The sequence below is a fragment of the Pseudonocardia sp. CA-142604 genome (genome assembly GCF_050948475.1).
GTDB classification, from domain to species: Bacteria; Actinomycetota; Actinomycetes; order Mycobacteriales; family Pseudonocardiaceae; genus Pseudonocardia; species Pseudonocardia alaniniphila.
On sequence record NZ_CP192045.1, the window covers coordinates 7,800,630 to 7,821,017 of the forward strand.

The window sequence follows — 20,388 nt, forward strand, 5'->3', positions numbered from 1 at the left end:
AAAGTCGTCATCTCTGCCTCCTCATGCGGCGTCACGGATGGCCGCGACGTTATGCGGACAGGCGGCGCGTCGGCAGAGGTTGGCGCGCATCCATACGCGAATCGCCCGGGACCAGCGGCGCGGGCGGCCGCCGCCGGGCCGATCGCCGGTGGAGGAGGCCCGCGACACCGAGCACGACGATCGTGAGCGCGAGCACGGCCGTGGTCGCTGCGTAGACCGCGGGCGTCGTGCCGTAGTTGAGGCTGCTGTAGAGGTACACCGGCAGGGTGTTCACGGACGGCGTCGTCAGGAAGGCCGAGATGACGACGTCGTCGAAGGAGAAGGTGAAGGCCAGCACAGTGCCGGTCAGCACGGCCGGTAGCAGGGCGGGAGCGACGATGTCGCCGAGGATCCGCAGCTCGGACGCACCGAGGTCGCGCCCCGCGTCCTCGATCCGGCGATCGAGCGTGAGCACCCGTGCCCGGACGATGAGCGCGACGACGACCATCGTCACCGGGGTGTGCGCGGCAGCCAGCGTCAGGAAGCCGAGCGGGATGCCGACCCTGCCGACGAACTGCAGCAGCGAGACGGCGAGCACGACCTCCGGCATGATGACCAGCAGATACGCCAAACCGGCCAGCACGCGGCGCACCCGTGCCGATGGATGGCGCACCATCGAGTAGCCCCACACGGAGCCCAGCAGGCCGGAGACGGCCGCCACCACGAGGGCGATCTGGAGCCCGGTGAGTGCCGCCGTGCGGAGCGAATCGTCCTGCCACGCGTCGGCGTAGGCCCCGAGCGACCAGCCCGTGAGACGAGCGGTCTGCTTGCCGTCGATGCCCTGGTTGAAGGAGTACAGGACGGAGACGAGCAGCGGCAGGTACAGCACGGCGAGCCCGAGGGCGCAGACGACAGCCAGGGCCGTGCGGGTGGACCGGACGCTCGTCATCGCGGCGATTCGTCGAAGCCGCGAGTCAGGCGCAGCAGGAGGGCGACCAGGACGCCGACCGCCACCAGGATGAGCACGGCGATCGCCGAACCCAGCGCGTAGTTCTGGGACTGGACGTACTGCGTCTGCACGAGCTGCCCGAGCAGGAGGCCGCGGCCGCCGCCGAGCAGTTGTGGCACCACCAGTTCGCCCAGCATCGGCACGGCCGTCAGAAGAGCAGCGGTGGCCACCCCGGGTCGCGCGAGCGGCAACACCACCGAGGTGAACCGGCGCCATGACCCCGCCCCGAGGTCGGCCGCCGCGTCCGTGGTCGACAGCGGGATGCGGGAGAAGACCACGTACTGCGGGAGGACGGCGATCGGGAGGTAGCCGTAGACGATGCCGATGACCACCGCGGTGCGGGTGCCCACGAGGTCCAGCGGCGCGTGCAGCAGGCCGACCGAGTGGAGAACCACGTCGACCGGGCCCCCGCTCGCGAGGATGACCTGCCACGACAGCACCCTGATGAGGAAGCTCGAGAAGTACGGCAGCAGGATCGCCGCCAGCAGCGGGCCGGCCAACCGTCCGGCGTGCCGGGCGATGAAGTAGGCGATCGGCATGCCCAGCAGCAGGCTGAGGGCGCTGCAGCCCACGGCGAGCACGACCGTCTGTACGAAGGTCTGCGCGTACAGGCCGCTCAGCGCCATCCTGTAGTTGTCGAGCGTGAAGCCCAGGGTCACTTCGCCGAAGCCGGCGTGGGCGAAGGACAGGACGACGGTCACCAGCAGTGGTGCCACGAAGACGACCGTGAGCCACAGCCCGGGCGCGGCGGCCAGCAGATGGGGCAGGACGGCGGCCCCGCTCCCCCGCAGGCGGCGGGGCGCCGGATCAGGACAGCGCATGTAGCTCGGTCTGGATGTCCTGGTAGATCGGCACGGTGTCCGGGTTCACGACGAAGGTGCTGAGTTTCGACAGGTCCACCCCGGGACCACCGAAGATGAGATCGACGTTGTCGGTGCCGGGGGGCAGCTTGTCGCGCAGGCCGGCGAGCGCGGTGGGGTAACCGATGAACCGGGTGTCGGTGACCTGCGCATTCTCCGTCAGCTCGTAGTCGAGGAACTTGTAGACCGCATCGACGTGCGGGGCACCCTTCGGGATCGCGTAGCAGTCGACCCACAGTTCGCTCGTCGGAGCGGGAACCGCCCAGCGCAGCCCGGGGTTCTGCTCGATGGCGCGCCGCGCCCCCGACTGGTCGTGCACCGCCAGCACGATCGACCCGTTGACGATCTGATCGACATTGGCGCCCGTGAACTGCGGCTTCGTCTTGGTGACCCAGGCCTTCATGCGCTCGCCGCCGGCCCGGATCACCGACTGATCAGTGGTGTTCCAGTCCTCGCCGTCGGCCCACAGCGCGATCGCCACGTTCTCCCATCCCGAGGTGGCCAACCGGATCTTGCCCTGGACACCGGGGCGTTCACCGGCGTCGAGGAAGTCCTGCCACGACGTGATGTCCCCGCCCACCGCCCGCGGGTCGTAGATGACGCCGTACACCCCCCAGTCCTTCGGAATCGAGTACTGGTTGTGCGGGTCGTACTCCCGGTTCAGCAGCGCGGGATCGAGCGCGGACAGGTCGAGCCTGGTCTGGTCGATCTTCTGGATCAGGCCACGGGAGGCGTACTCGGAAATCCATCCGGACGTCGGGATGACGAGGTCGAACCCCGTGCCCGCCGGGCTGTTGAGCTTGGCCGAGAGCGTGTCGTTGGAGTCGTAGGTGCTGATCTTCGGCGTGATATGGGTCGCCGACGTGAAGCCGGCGAGGTTGTCCTGAGCGAAGTAGTTGGCCCAGCTGTAGATGTCGAGCTCCGAGGCCTGGGCAGTGCCGCCACCCGAACCTCCGCCCGAACCGCCACAGGCGGCGAGGAGCGCGGTGGCCGACAGAGCTCCGGCGGCACCGAGGAAGCTGCGGCGCGTCAGCCGAAGCGAGGAGGCGGAACGGGCGGTCGGCCCGTTGCCTCTCCGGTCGTGCAAGGTCATCGAGGACTACCGTTCATCACGAGGGATAGACGTGCGCCGACTCGGCGGGCCAATGAGCCACGACGTCATCACCGACACCGGGGTTCGGGTGGCTGCCCCATCTCTGGGCTGTGCTGACAAAGGCCGTGCCACCGGGCGTCGAGGCCGAGACCCGCAGCTCAGGACCCACTTCGACGACCTCGCTCACCCGCACGGGCACGGCGTTGTCCACGGCGGAGGGTGGAGTCGGTTCGATCGCCACCCGCTCCTGGCGCACCGCGACGACGACAGGCGCCCCCACGGCGAGGGCTCCGTGTGCGTGCTCGGCATGCAGGAGCCCGACGTCTGTGGCGATGCTCCACCGCGAGCCGCGGACGGCGTCGACCCGTCCGGTCACGAAGTTCTGCGAGCCGATGAAGCGCGCCGCCCAAAGCGTGGCCGGTCCGTCGTAGATCTCCGCGGGGCTGCCCTGCTGCTCCACACGGCCCGCGTGCACGACCACGACGCGGTCGGCGAGGGCGAAGGCTTCGTCCTGGTCGTGCGTGACGTAGACGAAGCTCGTGCCCAGCTCCCGGTGGATCCTGCGTAGCTCGATCTGCAGGTCCCCGCGTAGCCGGGAGTCCAGCGCACCCAACGGCTCGTCGAGGAGCAGCACAGCCGGCTCGTTCGCGAGAGCCCGTGCGATGGCGACCCGTTGCTGCTGGCCGCCCGACAGCTCGGCAGGCCGCCGCTCCTGCACACCCTCGAGCTGCACGAGCTGCAGGAGGCTTGCGACCAAGGCGCGCCTGTCCCTGGCCTTCACCCCACGCAGCTTCGGGCCGTATCCGACGTTCTCGGCCACGGAGAGATGAGGAAACAGCGCGTAGTTCTGGAAGACGGTGTTGACCTCGCGCTTCTGCGGGGGCAACCACGTGACGTCACGACCGCCGATCCAGACGCTTCCGGAATCCGGCCGCTCGAAGCCGCCCAGTAAACGCATCGCAGTCGTCTTGCCACTCCCGCTCGGCCCGACGATCGCAACGAACTCGCCCTCGACAACCCTCAGATCGAAATCGACGAGCGCCTCGACACCCGGATATCTCTTCGACACACTGCGCAGCTCCGCGGAACCGCCCGCCCTGGTCCACCCGCCCGAACCGGCTCGGTCCGGCGAGACTACGGACCGCCGAGAAAGCAACACAGATCGTGAGTCTATTACTGCCGCCACCATACGTCGAACGAAGCAACCACAATTCACCGATACTTTCGCCACACCGGACATGAATTCGTCCGGATCGCACCGTAGGCTCTCCATCGAGCATTTCCCACCAACCGAGCGGTGTGCGCCCGGCCGCCGCTGGATCAGATTGCGCATCTGATCATTACAGATGCCTACCCGGGGATGCCCGGGGTCGACCCCGGGGGAGACCGGTAGGACGACCAGTAACTCTCCTGGTCCGATCTCCCCTATCGCCCGGTCAGGCTCGAACGAGCGAAACGGCACGTCAGTGGTCCGTTCGGGCTGAAGTGCCGGGACCACCGGACGGCCCCCACGTGATCCGGCCTCCGGACCACTGACACAAGGACGGCCATGACGACACCACAGAAACCTCACCGAGCGCTACTCGTCCTCACCACTGCCCCTGCCGACGACGGCTACGGCAACGATCCCTGGTCCGTCTTCACGGCAGAGGGCTGGACGGTGGACATCACCGGCATCGGAGGCCGCTCCCGGGGACCGCAGAGTCCGGGAGCACCCCTGCGCGCATCCCGCGTGGAGCGGCCCCCTACCCCAGGTCAACCCGGTCTCGCGGATCGTGACCGGGCCGATCAGGACTCGGCTGATCAGGACTGGGCCGATCAGGACTGGGCCGATCAGGACTGCGCCGATCGCGACTGGGCCGATCGCGACTGCGCCGACTACGACATCGTCTGCTTCGTCGATGGCAACACCACCACGTGGGTCTCCCCTCGGAATCCCGACGTGTCGCGGCTCATGAGCCGGGTCTCCGAGTACGGCGAGGCCATCGCCGCTGTCCGGCCGGCCGCATTCAGCTGGCTCGAAGAATTCAGCCTGCGGAACCGCTGATAGGGGCGCGCGGGCGTGAGCCGGAGCACGGAAGAACCCGCACCTAGAACGAGACGCGCTCGGCGCTGTCCGCGCGGAGCACGGACTCCTGCCCGAACTGGCTCTTGTAGTCGGACCGGATCTCCTCGATGTCTCGGTCGGCCCGCCGGTTGTTGTCCGGATACAGCAGGATCAGCAGGTAGGAGTCCTGCTTGCCGCCCATCCACTGGCCATGGACGGGCAGCCAGGTCAGCCCCTCGGGGAAGGCGGGCGTCACGTCCTTGTCGAGGAACATCTCGAACTCCGCGGGCGTGATCGCACTGTCGTCCCGCCTCGTGCCCCCGAAGAACAGCTCGGTGCGCTTGTCGGACTCCCATGTCGTGGTAGCCGGCGTGGGTGTCGTGGCGGCGGCGGCCGACGTAATCCACAGCATCACCGCCACGACCATGCACACAACAGCGGCATGTCGAATCGTGAGAAGCTCTCTCCAGTGGTCGAGAAGGCGCCGGGAAGCCATCCCGAGAATGTGCCGAGGCATGATCGAGAGCGTATGAACATGATCCTGCGGGCACAACAAGTGATCCCGGCCAGGAACTCTTCTCGAATCGTGCGGTTCGGTTTTCCGCGTCGCCCCGCTATTTTTCGGCGTGCCCGGCGGACTTCTCGATCGCTGTCAGCAGGTCGCCGACGGACACGGTCCCGTGATACCGCTTGCCGTTGACGAACAGCGTGGGAGTGCCCCGCACCCCACTGCGGACACCCGAGTTGAAATCGGCCTCCACCCGATCCTCCACGAACTGGGTGGCGGGCCACACCACGTGGTCGGGCGGGACGCCGATCTCGTCCGCGTAGCGGCGCAGGTCCTCCTGCCGCAGCCGCGGCTCGTCACCCGAGATGAGCCGGTCGTACATCGGCCAGAACCGGCCCTTGACGGCCGCAGCCTCCGACGCGAGGGCGGCCGGCAGGGCGAAGGGATGCATCCCGGCCAGCGGGAAGTGACGGAACCCGAAGACCATGCGCTCGCCGAGCCGCTCCTTCAGCTCTCGGATCACCGGGGCCGCCCTGCGGCAGTACGGGCACTCGAAATCGCCGTACTCGAGGAGTGAGAACTCCGAGCTGAGTACGCCCTGCAGGTGGTCGTACGTCCCCATCGGGGGGTCGAGAACGATCGTGACCTCCAATGATGTGCCGGAAGCGCGGGTGACATGCCTCCGCGTCACCTCAACCCCGGGTCCCGCGACACGGGGCCCATCCCTGGGGCACCGCCCGGGGCATCGCACCGGGAGTTTCACGGGTGCGACCGCCACGACGGGAAAGAGACGCTGCCACAGATGCACGATCCCGGCAAATGATCACGAGTCGGGGAGAAGTCCACATATCTCGAAGATCGCGAAAATCTGGAGGAGAAGTGAGCACGAAGACCAACGGACGCACAGCCGACGCCGACACCGCCGACCACGCCTTCTGGCGTGACCACAGCACCATCGTGCTGTCACCGGTCGCCGCACCATCCATCCTCGGACTGTTCGGCTTCGCCGCCGCCACCTTCATGGTCGCCGCCAACCTGGCCGGCTGGTACGGCAGCACCGACACCCCCCTGGTCCTGTTCCCCTTCGCCCTCACCGCAGGCGGCATCGCCCAATTCCTCGCCGGCATGTGGGCCTACCGCGCCCGCGACGCCATCGCCACCGCCATCCACGGCATCTGGGGATCCTTCTGGATCGCCTACGGCCTCTACACCCTGCTCATCGCACTCGGCGCCCTCCCACCAGCCACCACCGGCAGCGGCAGCGCACCCGGAGCCTTCGGACTCTGGTTCGTCGTCCTCGCCGCCATCACCTGGGTCGGCGCCATCGCCGCCACCGCCGACAACACCGCACTCACCGCCCTGCTGGTCATGCTCGCCGCCGGCTCCACACTCCTGGCCATCGCCCTGCTCGCCGCCACCCCCACCGTGCTGGTCATCGGCGCCTACCTGCTCATCATCAGCGCCCTCATCGCCTGGTACCTCGCCGCCGCACTGATACTCGAAGCCGCCTTCAACCGGCCCGTCCTGCCCACCGGAAAGCGACACACCCTGCAGGCCGCCGACGTCCTGACCAGCAACCCGATCCAGTACGCCGCAGGCGAGCCCGGCGTCAAGGTCGGGCAGTAGCCCGTGCCGGCGCAGCCGATGTGGAGGTCATGACCGGATGAAGCCGTTTCGCTACCACCGCCCGGAGAACGTCACGGAGGCCGTGACGATGCTGGCCGATGCGCCCCACGGGGCCTATCTGGTCGGCGGCACCGACCTCGACGACCTGATGCGACTCGACGTGGCGACGCCCGATCTGCTGGTCGATGTGCGGAGCCTGACCTCCGATCGCGTCGAGGAACTGCCGGACGGTGGCCTGCGGATCGGCGCTTCGGTCCCCGCCCGTCAACTGGCGGCCGACCCACGGGTCCGGCAGCGCTATCCGTTGCTGTGCGAGGCCCTGCCGGCGGGTGTCCCCGGCCGGCCACGCAACGCCACGACCACGGGCGGGGACCTGCTGCACCGCACCCGCTGCGCGTTCTTCCAGGACGTGACATCGGGGTGCAACAAGCGCGAGCCGGGGTCGGGCTGCGCGGCGCGCGAGCGCCGTCATCCCGAGCTGGCGATCCTCGGCGGTTCCTCCGCGTGCGCGGCCACGCATCCGTCGGACATGGCTGTTGCCATGACCGCGCTCGACGCGGTGGTGCGCACCCGGCGCCCGGACGGGGAACGCACGATCCCGCTGACCGCGCTGCACCGGCTGCCAGGAGACGAGCCGGAACGCGACACCGTGCTGGAGCACGGGGAGCTCATCATCGCCGTCGACCTGCCGCCGCCTGCCTTCGCGAAGTCGCGATACCGCAGGGTGCGCGGTGGGGCCTCGTACTCGGTCGCGCAGGCCTCGGTTGCCGCCGCGCTCGAGGTCACCGGTGGGGTGGTGCGTGACGTGCGTATCGCGCTCGGTGGCGTGGCGCCCAAGCCGTGGCGGGCGACGGTGGCCGAAGCAGCTCTGTGCGGCGCACCGGCAACGCGGGCGAGCATCCGCAATGCGGCCACGGCCGAACTCGCCGCCGCGCAACCACCGCCCGGCAACGCGTTCATGCTCCCCCTCGTCCGCACCACCATGATCGCCACGCTGCTCGAACTGGTCGGGGACCGAACAGCGACCCCGGCCCCGGTCGTCGTGGGCGCAGGAACGCCGGCGCCCCTGTGACGCCGTCTCCCGCGCCCCCGTCAGTCGGCGTGCGGAGTGTGCGGCCGGGTGAGCGCATGCACGATCCGCTTCCGCATGCTGGGGTGGATCGGCAGGCGCGAGAGTTCGGCGGGGTCGACCCAGGCGGCGTCACAGGTCTCGTCGTGGTCAGGCTGGGGCTCACCACACCGCGGTTCCGCGTGGAAGCACACCGCGAACTGTTGGCGCGCCTCACCGGTGGCCGGGTAGACCATGACGTGCCCGGGATCGGTGAACACCCCCACGAGCCGAGTCACGCGGATGCTCACGCCGCTCTCCTCGGCAACTTCGCGTTCAACGGCGCAATGGCCGATTCGCCGACCTCGACGCGCCCGCCCGGCAGCTCCCAGTTGCCCGAGTCGGTCCGGCGCACCAGCAGCATGCGACCTCGTTCGTCCTGCACCGCGGCAAAGGCGGTGGGCGCGATCGAGTTCGCCGGCGGCGCAGACCGGTCGTGAAAGAACTCCTCGCGAGCCACTGGCCCACCGTCCACCCGTGGCGGCCCGGCCACATCGGGAGGTCAATATCTGGACACCAAGAGTTCACCATTCAGCAACCTCCATAAAGCGTGAGGAGAACAATCCACACGGAGCGGTCGCCCGGCGTTCGCGATCTCGATCGAGCGCCCTGTGGGCTGATCGCCGAATGGCACCACCGCGGCGGGGTTCCGGATACTCGGGCGCAAAACTGCCGACGATGCCGTGCATCCTGATCAATCCCGTGACGCAGGGACGGCTGGCATGCTTTGCGCTCATGGAGGCCTCGACTGTGCTGCGTCGCGCCGACCTGAATCTGATTCCCGCCCTCGCCGCCCTGCTCGATCAGCGACACGTGACCAGGGCAGCGGAGTCGATCGGAATCGGCCAACCGGCGATGAGCTCGGCATTGGCGCGGCTACGGCGGCTGTTCGACGACCCGCTGCTCGTACGCCACGGCCGGGTACTGGAACTGACGCCGATGGGACAAGCGCTCCTCGAACCGGTGCACGACGTACTCGCGGGCCTCGAGCACCTGTTGGCGATCACACCGGCGTTCGATCCGGAGAACGACATTCGGTCATTCACGATCGCGGCGAGCGATTACGTCACCCTCGTGCTGCTACGGCCGCTTCTCGAAGAGCTCTACCGGGAGGCCCCTGGCGTCAGGGTGAACGTGGTGCCCGTCAACCTGGCCACCTCCGTCGCGATCGAGCGCGCGCAGATCGATCTCGCCGTGGTTCCCCGACAGGCCATGACCTCGCGTATGCCGCATATCCAGCACCGCGAGCTGTTCACCGAGGAGTACGTGCCGGTGGTGTGGAAAGAGAACCGCGAGATCGGTGACGTCCTCGATCGGGAAGCGATCGAACGGCTCTCGTATGTCCGATACCACGACGAAAACAGTGGTCCTGCCCTCATCGACGCACAGTTGGCCACCCTGGGCATCGAACCGCGGGTTGCGCTGACCACGTTGAGTTTCGCGCTGGTCCCCTTGCTGCTGCCGGGCACCCAGTTCCTCGGCTTCGTGCAGAGACGGCTGCTGCGACAGGCACACCTGAGGCGTGATCTACGGATGCTGTCCACGCCCATCCCCATCGATCCGATCGTCGAGCACATGTACTGGCACCCCGTCATGCACAGCGACCCCGCGCACCACTGGCTCCGTGAACGGGTCGCGGCCCTCGCCTCCAACATCTGACCCTGTGTGCCGGATGGAGGGACGCACCCGAGTCAGGCCCCGATGACTGCCTCCTCCGCGTCGTGCCCGTAGAGCCAATCGTCGTGGCGCAGGGGGTCCTGGCCTGCGAACTCGGCGTCTCTCGCCCGCTGCTCCGGCCCGTCGGGCAGACGGTTGATGCCCGCCCGGTCCCGGTTGCCCAGTTGCACCGCCGTCGCCCGCTCGATCCGCACGTCCTGGTAGACGCGCAACGCCTTCTGGACGTCGGTGTCGCCATCGACGAGGCAGCGCGCGAGCACCGCGGCGTCCGCGATCGCCTGGGCAGCACCTTGTCCGAGATACGGGACCATGGGGTGCGCCGCGACAGCAGCGACGCGCCGTGTGGCAAGCCCGACCAGGGCCCTTTTGCCGGTATCGATGATATTGGCGTTCCGCCGCCGAACCCCACTCGAGTCATCACAGAGGAGGTGATCCCGCAAGGCGACGGCGAAGCCCCCGGTGGGCGGTCGGTTGATCGAACCGGCCGCGCCCGCTACCGGTCCGTCACGTCGTCGATGATCGCGGTGATCCCACATCGGCGCATTGTGATCATTTCCGGGCGCACCACCGTTGATGATGATGCTTTCTTGATCACATCGGGTGAGGCTCGGCGACAAGCGGTCTCGTGGCAGCATCCCGAAAGGGGATGCGTCACTCGAACCAGTTACAAGGCCAGGCGCCGGAGGGTCCCCTACTCGGGCGCTTCCTGCATTCTTCCTGATTTTGCACATTGTTCATCTCGTGGTGGTGCTACGGTCCCGCCCGTGTATTTGTCGACGGGACATCGCGCTGATCTGTGTCCGGTTCGATACGGGCTGCCGATCACATGACGGGCACATGGTTGCGCCACAGGACGGCGACCGCGCACGCGGACGGCGCCGCCCCTGTCGTCGGCGTCGCGTCGACCGCCGTGGCCGGATTCGCGTTCTGGCTCGTGGCCGCCCGGCTCTACCCGGCAGCCATGGTCGGCGTCATCGTCGTCGCGCTGTCCACCATGCAGTTGCTCACCGGCATCGCGCAGCTCAACCTCAACCAGGCCTTGCATCGTTCCGCGGCCGGACGGCACGGCCACCGGCGGATCGGACGGGCCTACCTCGTCAGCGCCATGCTCATGGCGGGAGGCGCGGTGGCCGTCGTCGCCGGTGCGAGCTTCTGGGCACCTGAACTCCTCGGGTACGCCGGGCGGGTGCCGCTGCTGGAGTTCTTCATACCCGCGACGATCATCTGGTCCTTCTTCGCGCTGCAGGACTCCGTGGTGGCGGCCGCCGCCCGGGGCGGATCCCTGCCGGTGGGGAACGTCGTCCTCGCACTGCTCAAGATCATGCTGCTGGCCATCGCCGTCGTCTGGGCGCTGCAGGATGGATCGACGTTCACCTGGGCGCTGGCCGTGGCAGCGGTCGTGGCCTGCGCCGTCGGTTACCTCTTCCTCCGAGCACTGCCCGACCGTGAGACCGAGCCCGTGCGGCAGTCCGGACTCGACCACGCCGGGCGGCTGCTCTGGTCGGCCGCCGTCCACGGGCTGCCGCTGCTGGTCCTGGTCGTCATCGGTCCGGTGCACGCGGCCGTCTACGGCATCGTCTGGACGATCGGGTTCTCGCTCCACCTCGTCTCGTCGACGATCGGCCACGCCCTCACCCCACAGGCCGTCGCGGCGCCGGAAGGAGCACCCACGGCTCGGCGCGACATGGAGCGCCGAGCGCTGACGATCCTGCTGCCGGCCGTCGTCGTGATCGAAGTGACGGCCCCGCTCGTCCTCCGCATCTTCGGACCCGAGTACGCAGACCTCGGCAGCACCGCACTGCGCATCGCCGCGTTGTCCGCGATCCCCGGCATCGTCACCACCTCGGCCATCAGCATGGCCAGGGCCCGGAAACGCGGCGCCGTGCTGTTCGTGGTGCCGGCGGCGGTCGCGACGATCACGATCGGGCTCTCGCTCATCCTCGTGCCCCAATGGGGACTCATCGGCATCGCGACGGCGTGGCTCGTGGGTCAGAGCCTGGTGGCAACCGTCGTGCTCGTCCTGCGGGCCACCTGGCTACCCCCGCAGCTCGATGCGCCACTGAGCGCGGTCCGGCATGCGCGGCTGCTCGCGCGTCTCCGCTATGCGGCCGGCGGGCAGGTCCTGTCCGGTGGCGACTGGGGCACATCCCGGATCCTGTCCGGTGGATCGCAGGGGCTCGTCGTTGCGGTCGGGCACCCGGACGGCACGGACTCCGTGCTCAAGGTGGCCGCCACCCCCGTCAGCCGCGAGGCGCTCACGCGGGAATGCACCACGCTGCTCGCCCTGCACGCGAACCCACGCGTCGGCAGCTGGCGCAGGCTGGTGCCCGAGCTCATCTCCGACGGAGACGCAGGCGGGATCAGCTACGCACGCCACACACGACTCCCCGGCAGGCCCGCCACCGACATCACCGACGCAGCCGTCCAGGAGCGGCTCGCCGCGGATGCCGTCGCGACGATCAGTGACCTGCACCGGCGCACGGCATACGCGACCCCGGCCACCGACGAGCACCTCGCCCGGTGGATCAGCCGGCGCGCCGCCGTGGTGCGGCAGCACGTGCCTCGCGCCGACCACGACCGCATCGACCAGGTCGAGCAGCTCCTGATCGAGGAGCTGCGGGACCGCCGGGTCGCGCTCGGGTGGACGCACGGCGACTACACCGCGCCCAATGTGATCGTCGCCGACGACGGTGAGATCTGCGGCGTGGTCGACTGGGAGCAGGGCGACCCGGCCGGGCCGACCATGCTCGACCCGGTGGCGTTCCGCCTGATCGCCGCCGTGCAGGCGGGCCCGGAGGAGCTCGGAGCCGTCGTCGTTCGCTGGTCGGCCGACGGCGGCCCGTACGCAGGCGAGCTCGCCGATCTGCAACGCAGGCTCGGCGCGGACCCACTCCACCCCAGAGCGCTCGTCCTGTTCGGATGGCTGCACGTCGTGGCGCTCAGCATCGAGAAGTCGGCCAGGTTCGCGGCGAACCCGGTGTGGATGCGGCGCAACGTGCGGATGGTGCTGCGCGACGCCGTGCTCGAACCCGTCGACAGAGCGCACCACCGATAGGGGCCACCGTCACCCCGGTTTCCCACATCCCCTCGGAACGACCGGATCGCCGATCCCCACGTCGGTCATCGACCATGCAGGTCCTAGCGGGATCCCGAACACACACCGCACCTCACGAACAAGCCTGTTCGGAACGGCTGTCGCGCCGCACAGGACCGTGCGCAGCGCCTGCAACTGCTGGGGCTTTCCCCGCGCGGCCGTGATCATGTCGTCGACGAAAGCGGGTGCGGCGAGGAACACCGTCGCTCCGGTCTCGGCGAGCAGAGCCAGACCGTTCTCCCCCGACCAGTCATCGAGAAGCACCACACAACCACCGGTCAGCAGGGAGGAGAGAAGGGCGAGATTCCCGGTCACGTTCATCAGGTCGTGCGGCGTGAACACCACGTCCGGCCTGCCGGAGCGGCCTGCACCCGCCCATCCGGACGAACGGGCGTGGAGGGTGTTCCACGTGTGGAGCACGCCTATCGGCTCGCCCGATGCACCGGAGGTGAAGGAGACAACCGCGACCCGGTCCGGATCCTCGTGGGCGTCGTCCAGAGCCACCGGATGACACTGTTCCCACCGCGTGTCCTCGAAGAACGAGCCGAACTCGATCTCCTCCTCGCTGGCGAGCCCTCCCAGGACCACCCGGTGTCGCAGCCACGGCAACCGCGGAGCCATCTCCCGCAACGCCCCGGCATGGCCGAACCCCGACCATCGGTCGACCGTGATACAGACGCTCGCCCCCACCCGGTCCAGCACTTGTTCGAGCTCACGCGCCACGATCCCGGTGGTGATCGACACCAGCATCGCGCCCAGCCGCGCCACCGCCAGCATCAGCGCACTTGTCTGCCACAAGTTCGGCAACTGCAGCGCGACCACGTCTCCGGGCCGGACCTCCAACTCGTACAAGGCACCGGCGAACCGCTCCACCCGGCCGGCGAACTCGGCAAAACTGACCTGCTCCGGTTGCACGCCCGACCGGTACGCCCTGACCGCCACCCCCTCCGGCGTTTCGTCGCGCCATCGACGGAGGTCGCTCAGCGGCCCGGAATCGCGCCACACTCCCGCGGAACGGTACTTCGCTGCGAGCGCATCTGGTGGACGAATGCCGAAATCGAACACAGAAGATCTCCCCGAGCTTGGCACTACGGATGGCTGCGACTTTCGTCAGCCCCGGCGGCCGCGGCCGCACACGCAATGGAAATGATTATGCCTGACGAGCCGAGGCAAGGGCAGGTTCGAAGGACCCGAATCCGGCCGCCACCGACTTCCCCATCGGATCGGAATGGCTTACCGGAAGGCCGATCGGTAGCTCAGTCCTATCGTTCCGCACTGGTCGGACAGCACCGACCAGACAGGAGAGCGAGTGCGACAAGAAGCTCGGCCCGAAATGCGGACTGCAGGATCAGCGGGCCGGTGGCGTCGTCGGCAAACGCCGCATCATGTGGTGCAGATCGCGATGGCGAGCTATTTCGGATCGACCTCCCCGCTCAACGCGGGTGCATGCGGATCGCAATCTCCGACGACCTCCACCCGAGGTGGAGTGAGCTGGCCCTGCTCATCACGCTCCCCTTTACCGACTCACGGGACGAGGCGACGGAGGCCTGACCCTTCCTTTGCCCTCCGCGCGATTGACTCACCATCAATCCCATCCCTGCCAGGTCATTCTGCCACACACTTTCAGCCATGCACCCCTCGAATTTCGACCCACCGCCATTTGTGACATGTCACCATTCAAATGAAGCTGGACATGTCGGAAATGCGCCGCCACCAGATCACCACAGTGCCGACGAAGGGGATGATCGCGCGCCGAAGACCGTGCCGCAGCCGCGAGAACGCCGACCGAGCCCCACCTCAATCGCCGGTTCGGATGATGCCGGCCTCGAGAACGCTCAGGTACGCCCCTGCACCGGGCCGCACAGCGATGCCGGCCACCTCGAAGCGGTTCTCGGCCGATAGCGGACCGCCCGACGCCGATGTGCTCGAGCGTCGAAGTGGTGATCATGTGCCCGCCCAGTTCGCGCTGATCGCCATGACATCAATCTGCCCCTCGTTCGCGGGCTCTGTCACGCAGTTCCGGCCATCCTGGCCACAGAATCGGACGCATGGACCCGGCCGGCCCCGAGCCGCATTCGTCCCGTTTTCGCGTCGCAGTTCGCGGGCAGCATGATGATCCTTCACAGGCACGAGAGAACGTCGTGCGATCGCAGTTCGCGTAGCTTGTTCCGGAGCGTGGTGGGCTGCCGTTTCAGACGGCTTCGGACATTCCTGGGGTGGGGCGCGGCGAGGAACGAGAAGGCGGTGCTGGCAGGTGTTGCGTGGCCGTCACGACGAGCGTGTGGCGCTCGATCAGCTGCTCGATGCCCTTCGGGCAGGCGGCAGCCGGGCGCCTCGAGCTCGCCGGGGGTGCCGGCGCACTCACCGCGCTCCCACTCGCGCTGTCCATGCGCATCGGCGTGCACGTGTGGGTCGGCGAGCTGGGCGCCGCAGCGTCGCTGATCGAGGAGTTGGAGACCGTCACCGAGGCGACCGGGAGCCACCTCGCGCCCTACGGTGCCCTCGCACTCGTCGCCTGGCAGCGCCGTGAAGCCGAGGGCACCGCGCTCATCGAGGCCACGCTCGATGAGGCGGCACGCCGGGGTGAGGGGATCGGCGTGGCCTACGCGCGTCCGGGGCGAGCTCGCCCGTGCCCAGCTGCTCTACGGTGAATGGCTGCGCCGCGCGGGCCGTCGGCTCGACGCGCGCGAGCAGCTGCGCACCGCCCACAACGTGTTCACCGCGATGGAGATGGAGGCGTTCGCCCAGCGCGCCGAACGCGAACTGCCGGCCACCGGCGAGCACGTCAGAAAGCGCAGTGTCAGCACCACCGGCGATCTCACCGCCCAGGAGGTTCAGATCGCCCGCCTCGCCGGCGACGGCCTCACGAATGCCGAGATCGCTTCCCGGCTGTTCATCAGCCCGCGCACGGTCGAGTGGCACCTATCACGACGTCGCAGCCCGTCGTGCGTCCTCGCAGCCCGCCGGGGGGTTGCGAGGTCACCCCACGTGCTGCGAGGTGCCGGCGCTCACCGCCGCCGCAAGCGAGGCGATGTGGTCGATCACCGTGTCCAGTGCGGCCTCCAGCCCGGCGGTGTCCCTGCGAACCTGGGTGAGCAGCAGGCCGCCCTGCAGAGCCGCAAGCAACGCCCTGGCCAGGCGTTCAGGATCGGCATGTTCAGGCAGCTCGCCGCGGTCGAGCATCGCCTGGATCCCCGCCCGGATCGCCGATTCCCACGTGCCGAAGCCGGCGGCGAGAGCCGCTCGGGCAGCTGGGTCCGTCTCGGCGAGCTCGCCTGCCAGCGAGCCCATCGGACAGCCTCCTTCGTAGTGGCGCTCGCGCTGGAGCCCGACCAGGAGATCGCGCCACTTCCGCAGGGCCTCCACGCTGTCCAGCCGGTCCAGGAGAGGCTGCTGGGCGCCGAGCACCGCATCCGTCTGACACGCGATCACGGCACGAACGAGCGCCCGCTTGTCGCGGAAGTAGTGATAAATCTGGGAGCTGCTGACCCCGGCCGCGGCCTGGACGTCCTCGATGCTCGTACCGGCGACACCATGGTCGAACATCAGCCCAGCCGCCGTGGTGACGATCCGCTCCCGGGTTGCCCGGCCCTTGCGCGTCAGACGCGGCTCCTCGGACACGACCCCGTCTGTACTCACGGGACCCGATCCTACTTTTGGACCCACCGATCGAGCTCGAGCGAGGCGAGTCGGTCACGGGTCGGCGAGCACCGCCCTTAGGGCTCTCTTACCGATCGGCCGGGACGGCCGATTCGCCGCAGCCGCCGTCGTAATTTGGAGCGCCCACACCATTCGAAGGGACCTCGATGACGCTCCTGCAGGGCGGCCCACGTTCGCGCCGACGCGCCGGACCTCCCATCCGGTTCCGCAGCCCGCTGCGCGGCCCGTGGCTGACCTCGGTGTTCGGAGCCGTGCTGCTCGCAGCGCTGCCCCTGGTGGTGATCACCGGCCTGCTCGACTACGTCGCCTACGGGCCCGGCCAGAGCATCCCCGGCGACGTCGGCTGGTTGCACCTGCCGGTCTTCGACTGGCCGACCCGCCCGTCGTGGTTGTTCCGGTTGACCCAGGGGCTGCACGTCGGGCTGGGGCTGGTCGTCGTACCGGTCGTGGCGGCGAAGCTCTGGTCGGTCATCCCGAAGCTGTTCGCCTGGCCGCCGGTGCGCACCCCCGCGCAGTTGCTCGAGCGCGCGTCGCTGCTGCTGCTCGTCGGCAGCATCCTCTTCGAGATCGTCACCGGACTGCTCAACATCCAGTACGACTACGCCTTCGGTTTCAGCTTCTACACCGGGCACTACCTCGGGGCGTGGGTGTTCATCGCCGCGTTCGTCACCCATGTCTCCCTCAAGCTGCCCACGATGGTCCGGTCGCTGCGCTCCCGGTCTCTGCGTGCCGAACTGCGCACGCCGCTCGCCGACACCCGGCCCGAGGAGCCCGACGGCGATATCGGGCTCGTCCCGGCCGCACCCGCGGCGCCCACGATGAGCCGGCGGGGAGCGCTTGCCCTCGTCGGCGGCGGGGCGCTGTTCGTCGCCGCACTGACGGCCGGCGAGACGGTCGGCGGCCCGCTGCGTCCCCTCGCGCTCCTGCTCCCCCGCAGCCGCAACCCCGGCGGTGCCGATGCCGGAGCCAACGACTTCCCGGTGAACCGAACGGCCGCTGCCGCCACGATCCATCCCGCCGCCACCGGGCCGTCCTGGCGGCTGGACCTCCGCGCCGGCGAGGTCGCACAGCGGCTGGACCGGGAGATGCTCCTCTCCGGAAACGGCCCGCTGCCCCTGCACACAGCGCAGCTCCCGATCGCCTGCGTCGAGGGCTGGTCGACAGTGCAGACCTGGACGGGGGTGCGACTGCGCGATCTCGCCACGCTCGCCGGAGTTCCGAACCCGGCATCGGCGTTCGTCGACTCGCTCGACCCCGGCCCGTTCGGCCGGGCCACGCTGTCGGCAGGCCAGGTCCTCGATCCCGACTCGCTGCTCGCCCTGCGGGTCAATGGCGCCGATCTCAGCACGGACCACGGCTTCCCGGCCCGTGTCATCGTCCCCGCCCTGCCCGGCGTGCACTGCACGAAGTGGGTCCGCTCGATCGACTTCCGGGCCGCGTGATGATCCCGTTCCACCGTCGCTACGGCGCCCATCCCGGCCATCTCGCGCTGCTGCTGGCCTGCTTCGCACTCGCCGGCTACGCGGCGTCGTTCCTGCTCGGCGATCCGACGCTGCTCACCGTGCTCGTGTGGTTCGTCGGTGCCGCGGTGATCCACGACCTGGTGCTGTTCCCGCTGTACGCCGGGGCCGACCGGGTTATCACCGCGACCCTCGCCCGCCTGCCGCGCCCGCGCGTGCCGCTCGTCAACCACATCCGGATCCCCGCCCTGGGCGCGGGCCTGACCCTGCTGATGTTCCTGCCCGGCATCATCCGCCAGGGCGGGGCGACCCACCTGGCAGCCACCGGCCTCGACCAACAGCCCTACCTGGGCCGCTGGCTCTGGCTGGTCGCGGCGCTGTTCGTCGCCTCCGCCCTGGTGTACGGGGCACGGCTACTGCTCACCCGCCGCCCGCCCGACCGTGACAGCGGGCCACCAGCGGGCACCGTGCCCGGACGCACGACGTAACCGGAATTTATGTATCCGCCTGCTCGCTCTGCGTAACACGGCGGCAGATACGGCGATGATCAAGAGTGATCAAGACATGATCCGGATCGGATACGCCGTGCTGACCGCGGTCGCCGCACTCGCACTGATCGCCGGGTGTGGATTGGCCGATGCGAGTCGATCCACAGGGCCGTCCGCTCAGCAAGTCGTCGACAACTTGAACACAGAGTTCCCGGTGGGCCGTCAACGGGACAACACCGAGTCGTGCACCTCCGCAGGCTGCGTGCAGCTCATCACCACCGATGCGGTGTCGGTGTACCAGATGCGCGACGACTCGACCGCGGTGCACTTCGCCGACGGGCTCGGCGACAGCGTCGAGCGGATCGGGCCGTTCGTGCTCTCCTACAGCGGGTCCGAGCAGCAGCTCACCACCCCGGAGACGCGCGCGGCCTACGCCACACAGGTGCGAGCGCTCCTCAGCGGCTGAGCCGCCGAGGAGCGGTCTCTCACGGCATCGCGGGGATCGCGCCGGTCTTCGCCAGCACCGGGACGTCCACGGGCACCGTGTCCGGATAGATCAGCCCGGTACCGGTGTTGAGCACCACCACGTCCTCGGCGCCGGTGAGCCACCCCGACTCCCGCAGCTGTGCGACCGCCGCGAAACAGGCCGCACCCTCCGGGCACACCCAGGAGCCCTCGTCGCGGGCCAGCGCGCCCTGCGCCGCGAGCAGCTCCTCGTCGGTGACGGCCACGGCCGTGCCCCCGGTCGAACGCACCGCGTCGAGCACGAGGAAGTCACCCAGCGCCTTGGGCACCGTGATCCCGAACGCGACGGTGTGCGCGTCGGCGGGCGGGCTGCTCTCGTCGAGCCCGGCGTGGAAGGCCTCGACGATCGGCGCACATCCGGCGGCCTGCACCGCGACCAACCGTGGCAGGTCGCCGGTGAGCCAACCGAGCTCGCGCAGCTCCAGCAGGGCCTTGTGGATCGCGATGATCCCGACCCCGCCTCCGGTGGGATAGAGGATGACGTCGGGCGCCCGCCAGCCCAGCTGCTCGACGATCTCGTAGCCCATCGTCTTCTTGCCCTCCAGCCGGTAGGGCTCACGCAGCGTCGAGGTGTCCTGGTAACCGGAACGCTCCGCCACCGCAGCCTTGATCAACGCCCCCGCGTCGCCGATCAGGCCGTCCACCAGGTACAGCTCCGCACCGGTCACCACACACTCCCGGCGGGTGATCACGGGCGCGTCGACCGGCATCGTGACCAGCGCCCGCATTCCGGCCCGCGCCGCATAGGCGGCCCATGCCGCGCCTGCGTTGCCGTTGGTCGGCATCGCGATGCCGGTGACGCCCAGCTCGGCGGCACGTGACACGCCGACCGCGGCACCGCGGGCCTTGAACGCGCCGGTCGGGACGAGCCCCTCGTCCTTCATGCGCAGCGTCGGCACACCGATACGGGCGCCGTGCCGGGGCAGGTCCAGCAGCGGGGTCATGCCCTCGCCGAGGGTGACGACGTGCGCGGGATCCCGCACCGGAAGCAGCTCGTGGTAACGCCAGAGATCCGGTGCGCGTGTCGCGATCCGGGCCGGGGTGACGGTCGCGGCCGCCCGTTCGAGGTCGTAACGGGCCAGCAGCGGGGCGCCGAGCGGGGACGTCCCCTGCACCACGTCGGCGTCGTGTCGGGAACCGTCACGCGAACACTCGAGGTGCGAGAGCGTGGAGAACTGGTCGGGACCGGTCGAGGATGTGGCGTTCACGACCAATGGGAACTCCGTCGCGATCCGGTCTCTTCCGATCATGAAG

General features: G+C 69.0%; 21 protein-coding genes and 1 pseudogene. 10 read left to right on the forward strand and 12 right to left on the reverse strand.

Going from position 1 to position 20,388, the window contains the following annotated elements:
• Positions 1-49: 49 nt before the first annotated feature.
• The 4 genes from ACQPZQ_RS35190 to ACQPZQ_RS35205 are packed head-to-tail and all read right to left on the reverse strand — an operon-like array spanning position 50 to position 4,010.
• Entirely contained in the window at positions 50-928 is an 879-nt protein-coding gene (locus ACQPZQ_RS35190) for an ABC transporter permease (RefSeq protein WP_433288122.1), read from the reverse strand.
• Complete coding sequence (locus tag ACQPZQ_RS35195) at positions 925-1,809, reverse strand: ABC transporter permease (protein WP_433288124.1); 885 nt, start codon at positions 1,807-1,809, stop codon at positions 925-927. Before ACQPZQ_RS35195 ends, ACQPZQ_RS35190 begins: the two co-directional genes overlap by 4 nt.
• Positions 1,796-2,941 (reverse strand): polyamine ABC transporter substrate-binding protein, encoded by a 1,146-nt coding sequence (locus tag ACQPZQ_RS35200; protein ID WP_433288127.1) that lies wholly within the window; start codon positions 2,939-2,941, stop codon positions 1,796-1,798. The genes ACQPZQ_RS35195 and ACQPZQ_RS35200 overlap by 14 nt, the downstream gene beginning before the upstream one ends.
• Positions 2,942-2,957: 16 nt before the next feature.
• Positions 2,958-4,010 (reverse strand): ABC transporter ATP-binding protein, encoded by a 1,053-nt coding sequence (locus ACQPZQ_RS35205; protein ID WP_433288129.1) that lies wholly within the window; start codon positions 4,008-4,010, stop codon positions 2,958-2,960.
• A 480-nt stretch (positions 4,011-4,490) separates the two neighbouring features.
• On the opposite strand from ACQPZQ_RS35205, the gene ACQPZQ_RS35210 reads away from it, so the two are divergent.
• Positions 4,491-4,988, forward strand: a complete 498-nt coding sequence (locus tag ACQPZQ_RS35210) for a hypothetical protein (protein WP_433288131.1) — start codon at positions 4,491-4,493, stop codon at positions 4,986-4,988.
• A gap of 43 nt (positions 4,989-5,031) precedes the next feature.
• Here the strand turns inward: ACQPZQ_RS35210 and ACQPZQ_RS35215 are convergent, their stop codons facing one another.
• Positions 5,032-5,400, reverse strand: coding sequence for a DUF3574 domain-containing protein (locus tag ACQPZQ_RS35215; protein WP_433299507.1), 369 nt, complete (start codon positions 5,398-5,400; stop codon positions 5,032-5,034).
• 202 nt (positions 5,401-5,602) lie between these two features.
• Positions 5,603-6,118, reverse strand: a complete 516-nt coding sequence (locus ACQPZQ_RS35220; protein WP_433288133.1) for a DsbA family protein — start codon at positions 6,116-6,118, stop codon at positions 5,603-5,605.
• Between the two features lie 257 nt (positions 6,119-6,375).
• Between ACQPZQ_RS35220 and ACQPZQ_RS35225 the strand changes: the two genes are divergently transcribed.
• A complete protein-coding gene (locus ACQPZQ_RS35225) occupies positions 6,376-7,122 on the forward strand; it encodes an acetate uptake transporter family protein (protein WP_433288135.1) in 747 nt (248 codons plus the stop codon).
• Positions 7,123-7,159: 37 nt separating this feature from the next.
• Positions 7,160-8,194, forward strand: a complete 1,035-nt coding sequence (locus ACQPZQ_RS35230; protein WP_433288137.1) for an FAD binding domain-containing protein — start codon at positions 7,160-7,162, stop codon at positions 8,192-8,194.
• 20 nt (positions 8,195-8,214) lie between these two features.
• Here ACQPZQ_RS35230 and ACQPZQ_RS35235 read toward each other — a convergent pair whose 3' ends face one another.
• Together ACQPZQ_RS35235 and ACQPZQ_RS35240 are read right to left on the reverse strand one after the other, a co-directional pair.
• Positions 8,215-8,481: a hypothetical protein gene (locus tag ACQPZQ_RS35235; RefSeq protein WP_433288139.1), complete on the reverse strand. Its 267-nt coding sequence runs from the start codon at positions 8,479-8,481 to the stop codon at positions 8,215-8,217.
• A complete protein-coding gene (locus ACQPZQ_RS35240) occupies positions 8,478-8,690 on the reverse strand; it encodes an NUDIX domain-containing protein (protein WP_433288141.1) in 213 nt (70 codons plus the stop codon). The genes ACQPZQ_RS35235 and ACQPZQ_RS35240 overlap by 4 nt, the downstream gene beginning before the upstream one ends.
• A gap of 275 nt (positions 8,691-8,965) precedes the next feature.
• Between ACQPZQ_RS35240 and ACQPZQ_RS35245 the strand changes: the two genes are divergently transcribed.
• Complete coding sequence (locus ACQPZQ_RS35245) at positions 8,966-9,889, forward strand: LysR family transcriptional regulator (RefSeq protein ID WP_433288143.1); 924 nt, start codon at positions 8,966-8,968, stop codon at positions 9,887-9,889.
• 32 nt (positions 9,890-9,921) lie between these two features.
• Here the strand turns inward: ACQPZQ_RS35245 and ACQPZQ_RS35250 are convergent, their stop codons facing one another.
• A complete protein-coding gene (locus tag ACQPZQ_RS35250; protein ID WP_433288145.1) occupies positions 9,922-10,542 on the reverse strand; it encodes a hypothetical protein in 621 nt (206 codons plus the stop codon).
• A 191-nt stretch (positions 10,543-10,733) separates the two neighbouring features.
• On the opposite strand from ACQPZQ_RS35250, the gene ACQPZQ_RS35255 reads away from it, so the two are divergent.
• Complete coding sequence (locus ACQPZQ_RS35255; protein WP_433288147.1) at positions 10,734-12,962, forward strand: phosphotransferase; 2,229 nt, start codon at positions 10,734-10,736, stop codon at positions 12,960-12,962.
• Positions 12,963-12,971: 9 nt separating this feature from the next.
• Here the strand turns inward: ACQPZQ_RS35255 and ACQPZQ_RS35260 are convergent, their stop codons facing one another.
• Positions 12,972-14,090 (reverse strand): AMP-binding protein, encoded by a 1,119-nt coding sequence (locus ACQPZQ_RS35260; protein WP_433288149.1) that lies wholly within the window; start codon positions 14,088-14,090, stop codon positions 12,972-12,974.
• Positions 14,091-15,262: 1,172 nt separating this feature from the next.
• Between ACQPZQ_RS35260 and ACQPZQ_RS35265 the strand changes: the two genes are divergently transcribed.
• Complete coding sequence (locus ACQPZQ_RS35265; protein ID WP_433288151.1) at positions 15,263-15,652, forward strand: hypothetical protein; 390 nt, start codon at positions 15,263-15,265, stop codon at positions 15,650-15,652.
• Positions 15,606-15,932, forward strand: a pseudogene (locus ACQPZQ_RS35270) (helix-turn-helix transcriptional regulator); the annotation flags it as partial. The gene ACQPZQ_RS35265 and the pseudogene ACQPZQ_RS35270, both read left to right, overlap by 47 nt.
• A 48-nt stretch (positions 15,933-15,980) precedes the next feature.
• On the opposite strand, the gene ACQPZQ_RS35275 reads toward ACQPZQ_RS35270, so the two are convergent.
• Complete coding sequence (locus ACQPZQ_RS35275; protein ID WP_433288153.1) at positions 15,981-16,640, reverse strand: TetR/AcrR family transcriptional regulator; 660 nt, start codon at positions 16,638-16,640, stop codon at positions 15,981-15,983.
• Between the two features lie 167 nt (positions 16,641-16,807).
• Between ACQPZQ_RS35275 and ACQPZQ_RS35280 the strand changes: the two genes are divergently transcribed.
• The 3 genes from ACQPZQ_RS35280 to ACQPZQ_RS35290 all read left to right on the forward strand — a co-directional run bounded on the left by ACQPZQ_RS35280 (position 16,808) and on the right by ACQPZQ_RS35290 (position 19,075).
• Positions 16,808-18,103: a molybdopterin-dependent oxidoreductase gene (locus tag ACQPZQ_RS35280; RefSeq protein WP_433288155.1), complete on the forward strand. Its 1,296-nt coding sequence runs from the start codon at positions 16,808-16,810 to the stop codon at positions 18,101-18,103.
• On the forward strand, positions 18,070-18,609 hold the full coding sequence (locus tag ACQPZQ_RS35285; protein ID WP_433288157.1) for a hypothetical protein: 540 nt from the start codon (positions 18,070-18,072) through the stop codon (positions 18,607-18,609). The genes ACQPZQ_RS35280 and ACQPZQ_RS35285 overlap by 34 nt, the downstream gene beginning before the upstream one ends.
• Before the next feature lie 76 nt (positions 18,610-18,685).
• Positions 18,686-19,075 carry a hypothetical protein gene (locus ACQPZQ_RS35290; RefSeq protein WP_433288159.1) on the forward strand — a complete coding sequence of 130 codons (390 nt, stop codon included), beginning with the start codon at positions 18,686-18,688 and terminating at the stop codon, positions 19,073-19,075.
• A gap of 19 nt (positions 19,076-19,094) precedes the next feature.
• On the opposite strand, the gene ACQPZQ_RS35295 is transcribed toward ACQPZQ_RS35290, so the two are convergent.
• Positions 19,095-20,384 carry a threonine synthase gene (locus ACQPZQ_RS35295; RefSeq protein WP_433288161.1) on the reverse strand — a complete coding sequence of 430 codons (1,290 nt, stop codon included), beginning with the start codon at positions 20,382-20,384 and terminating at the stop codon, positions 19,095-19,097.
• Positions 20,385-20,388: the final 4 nt, after the last annotated feature.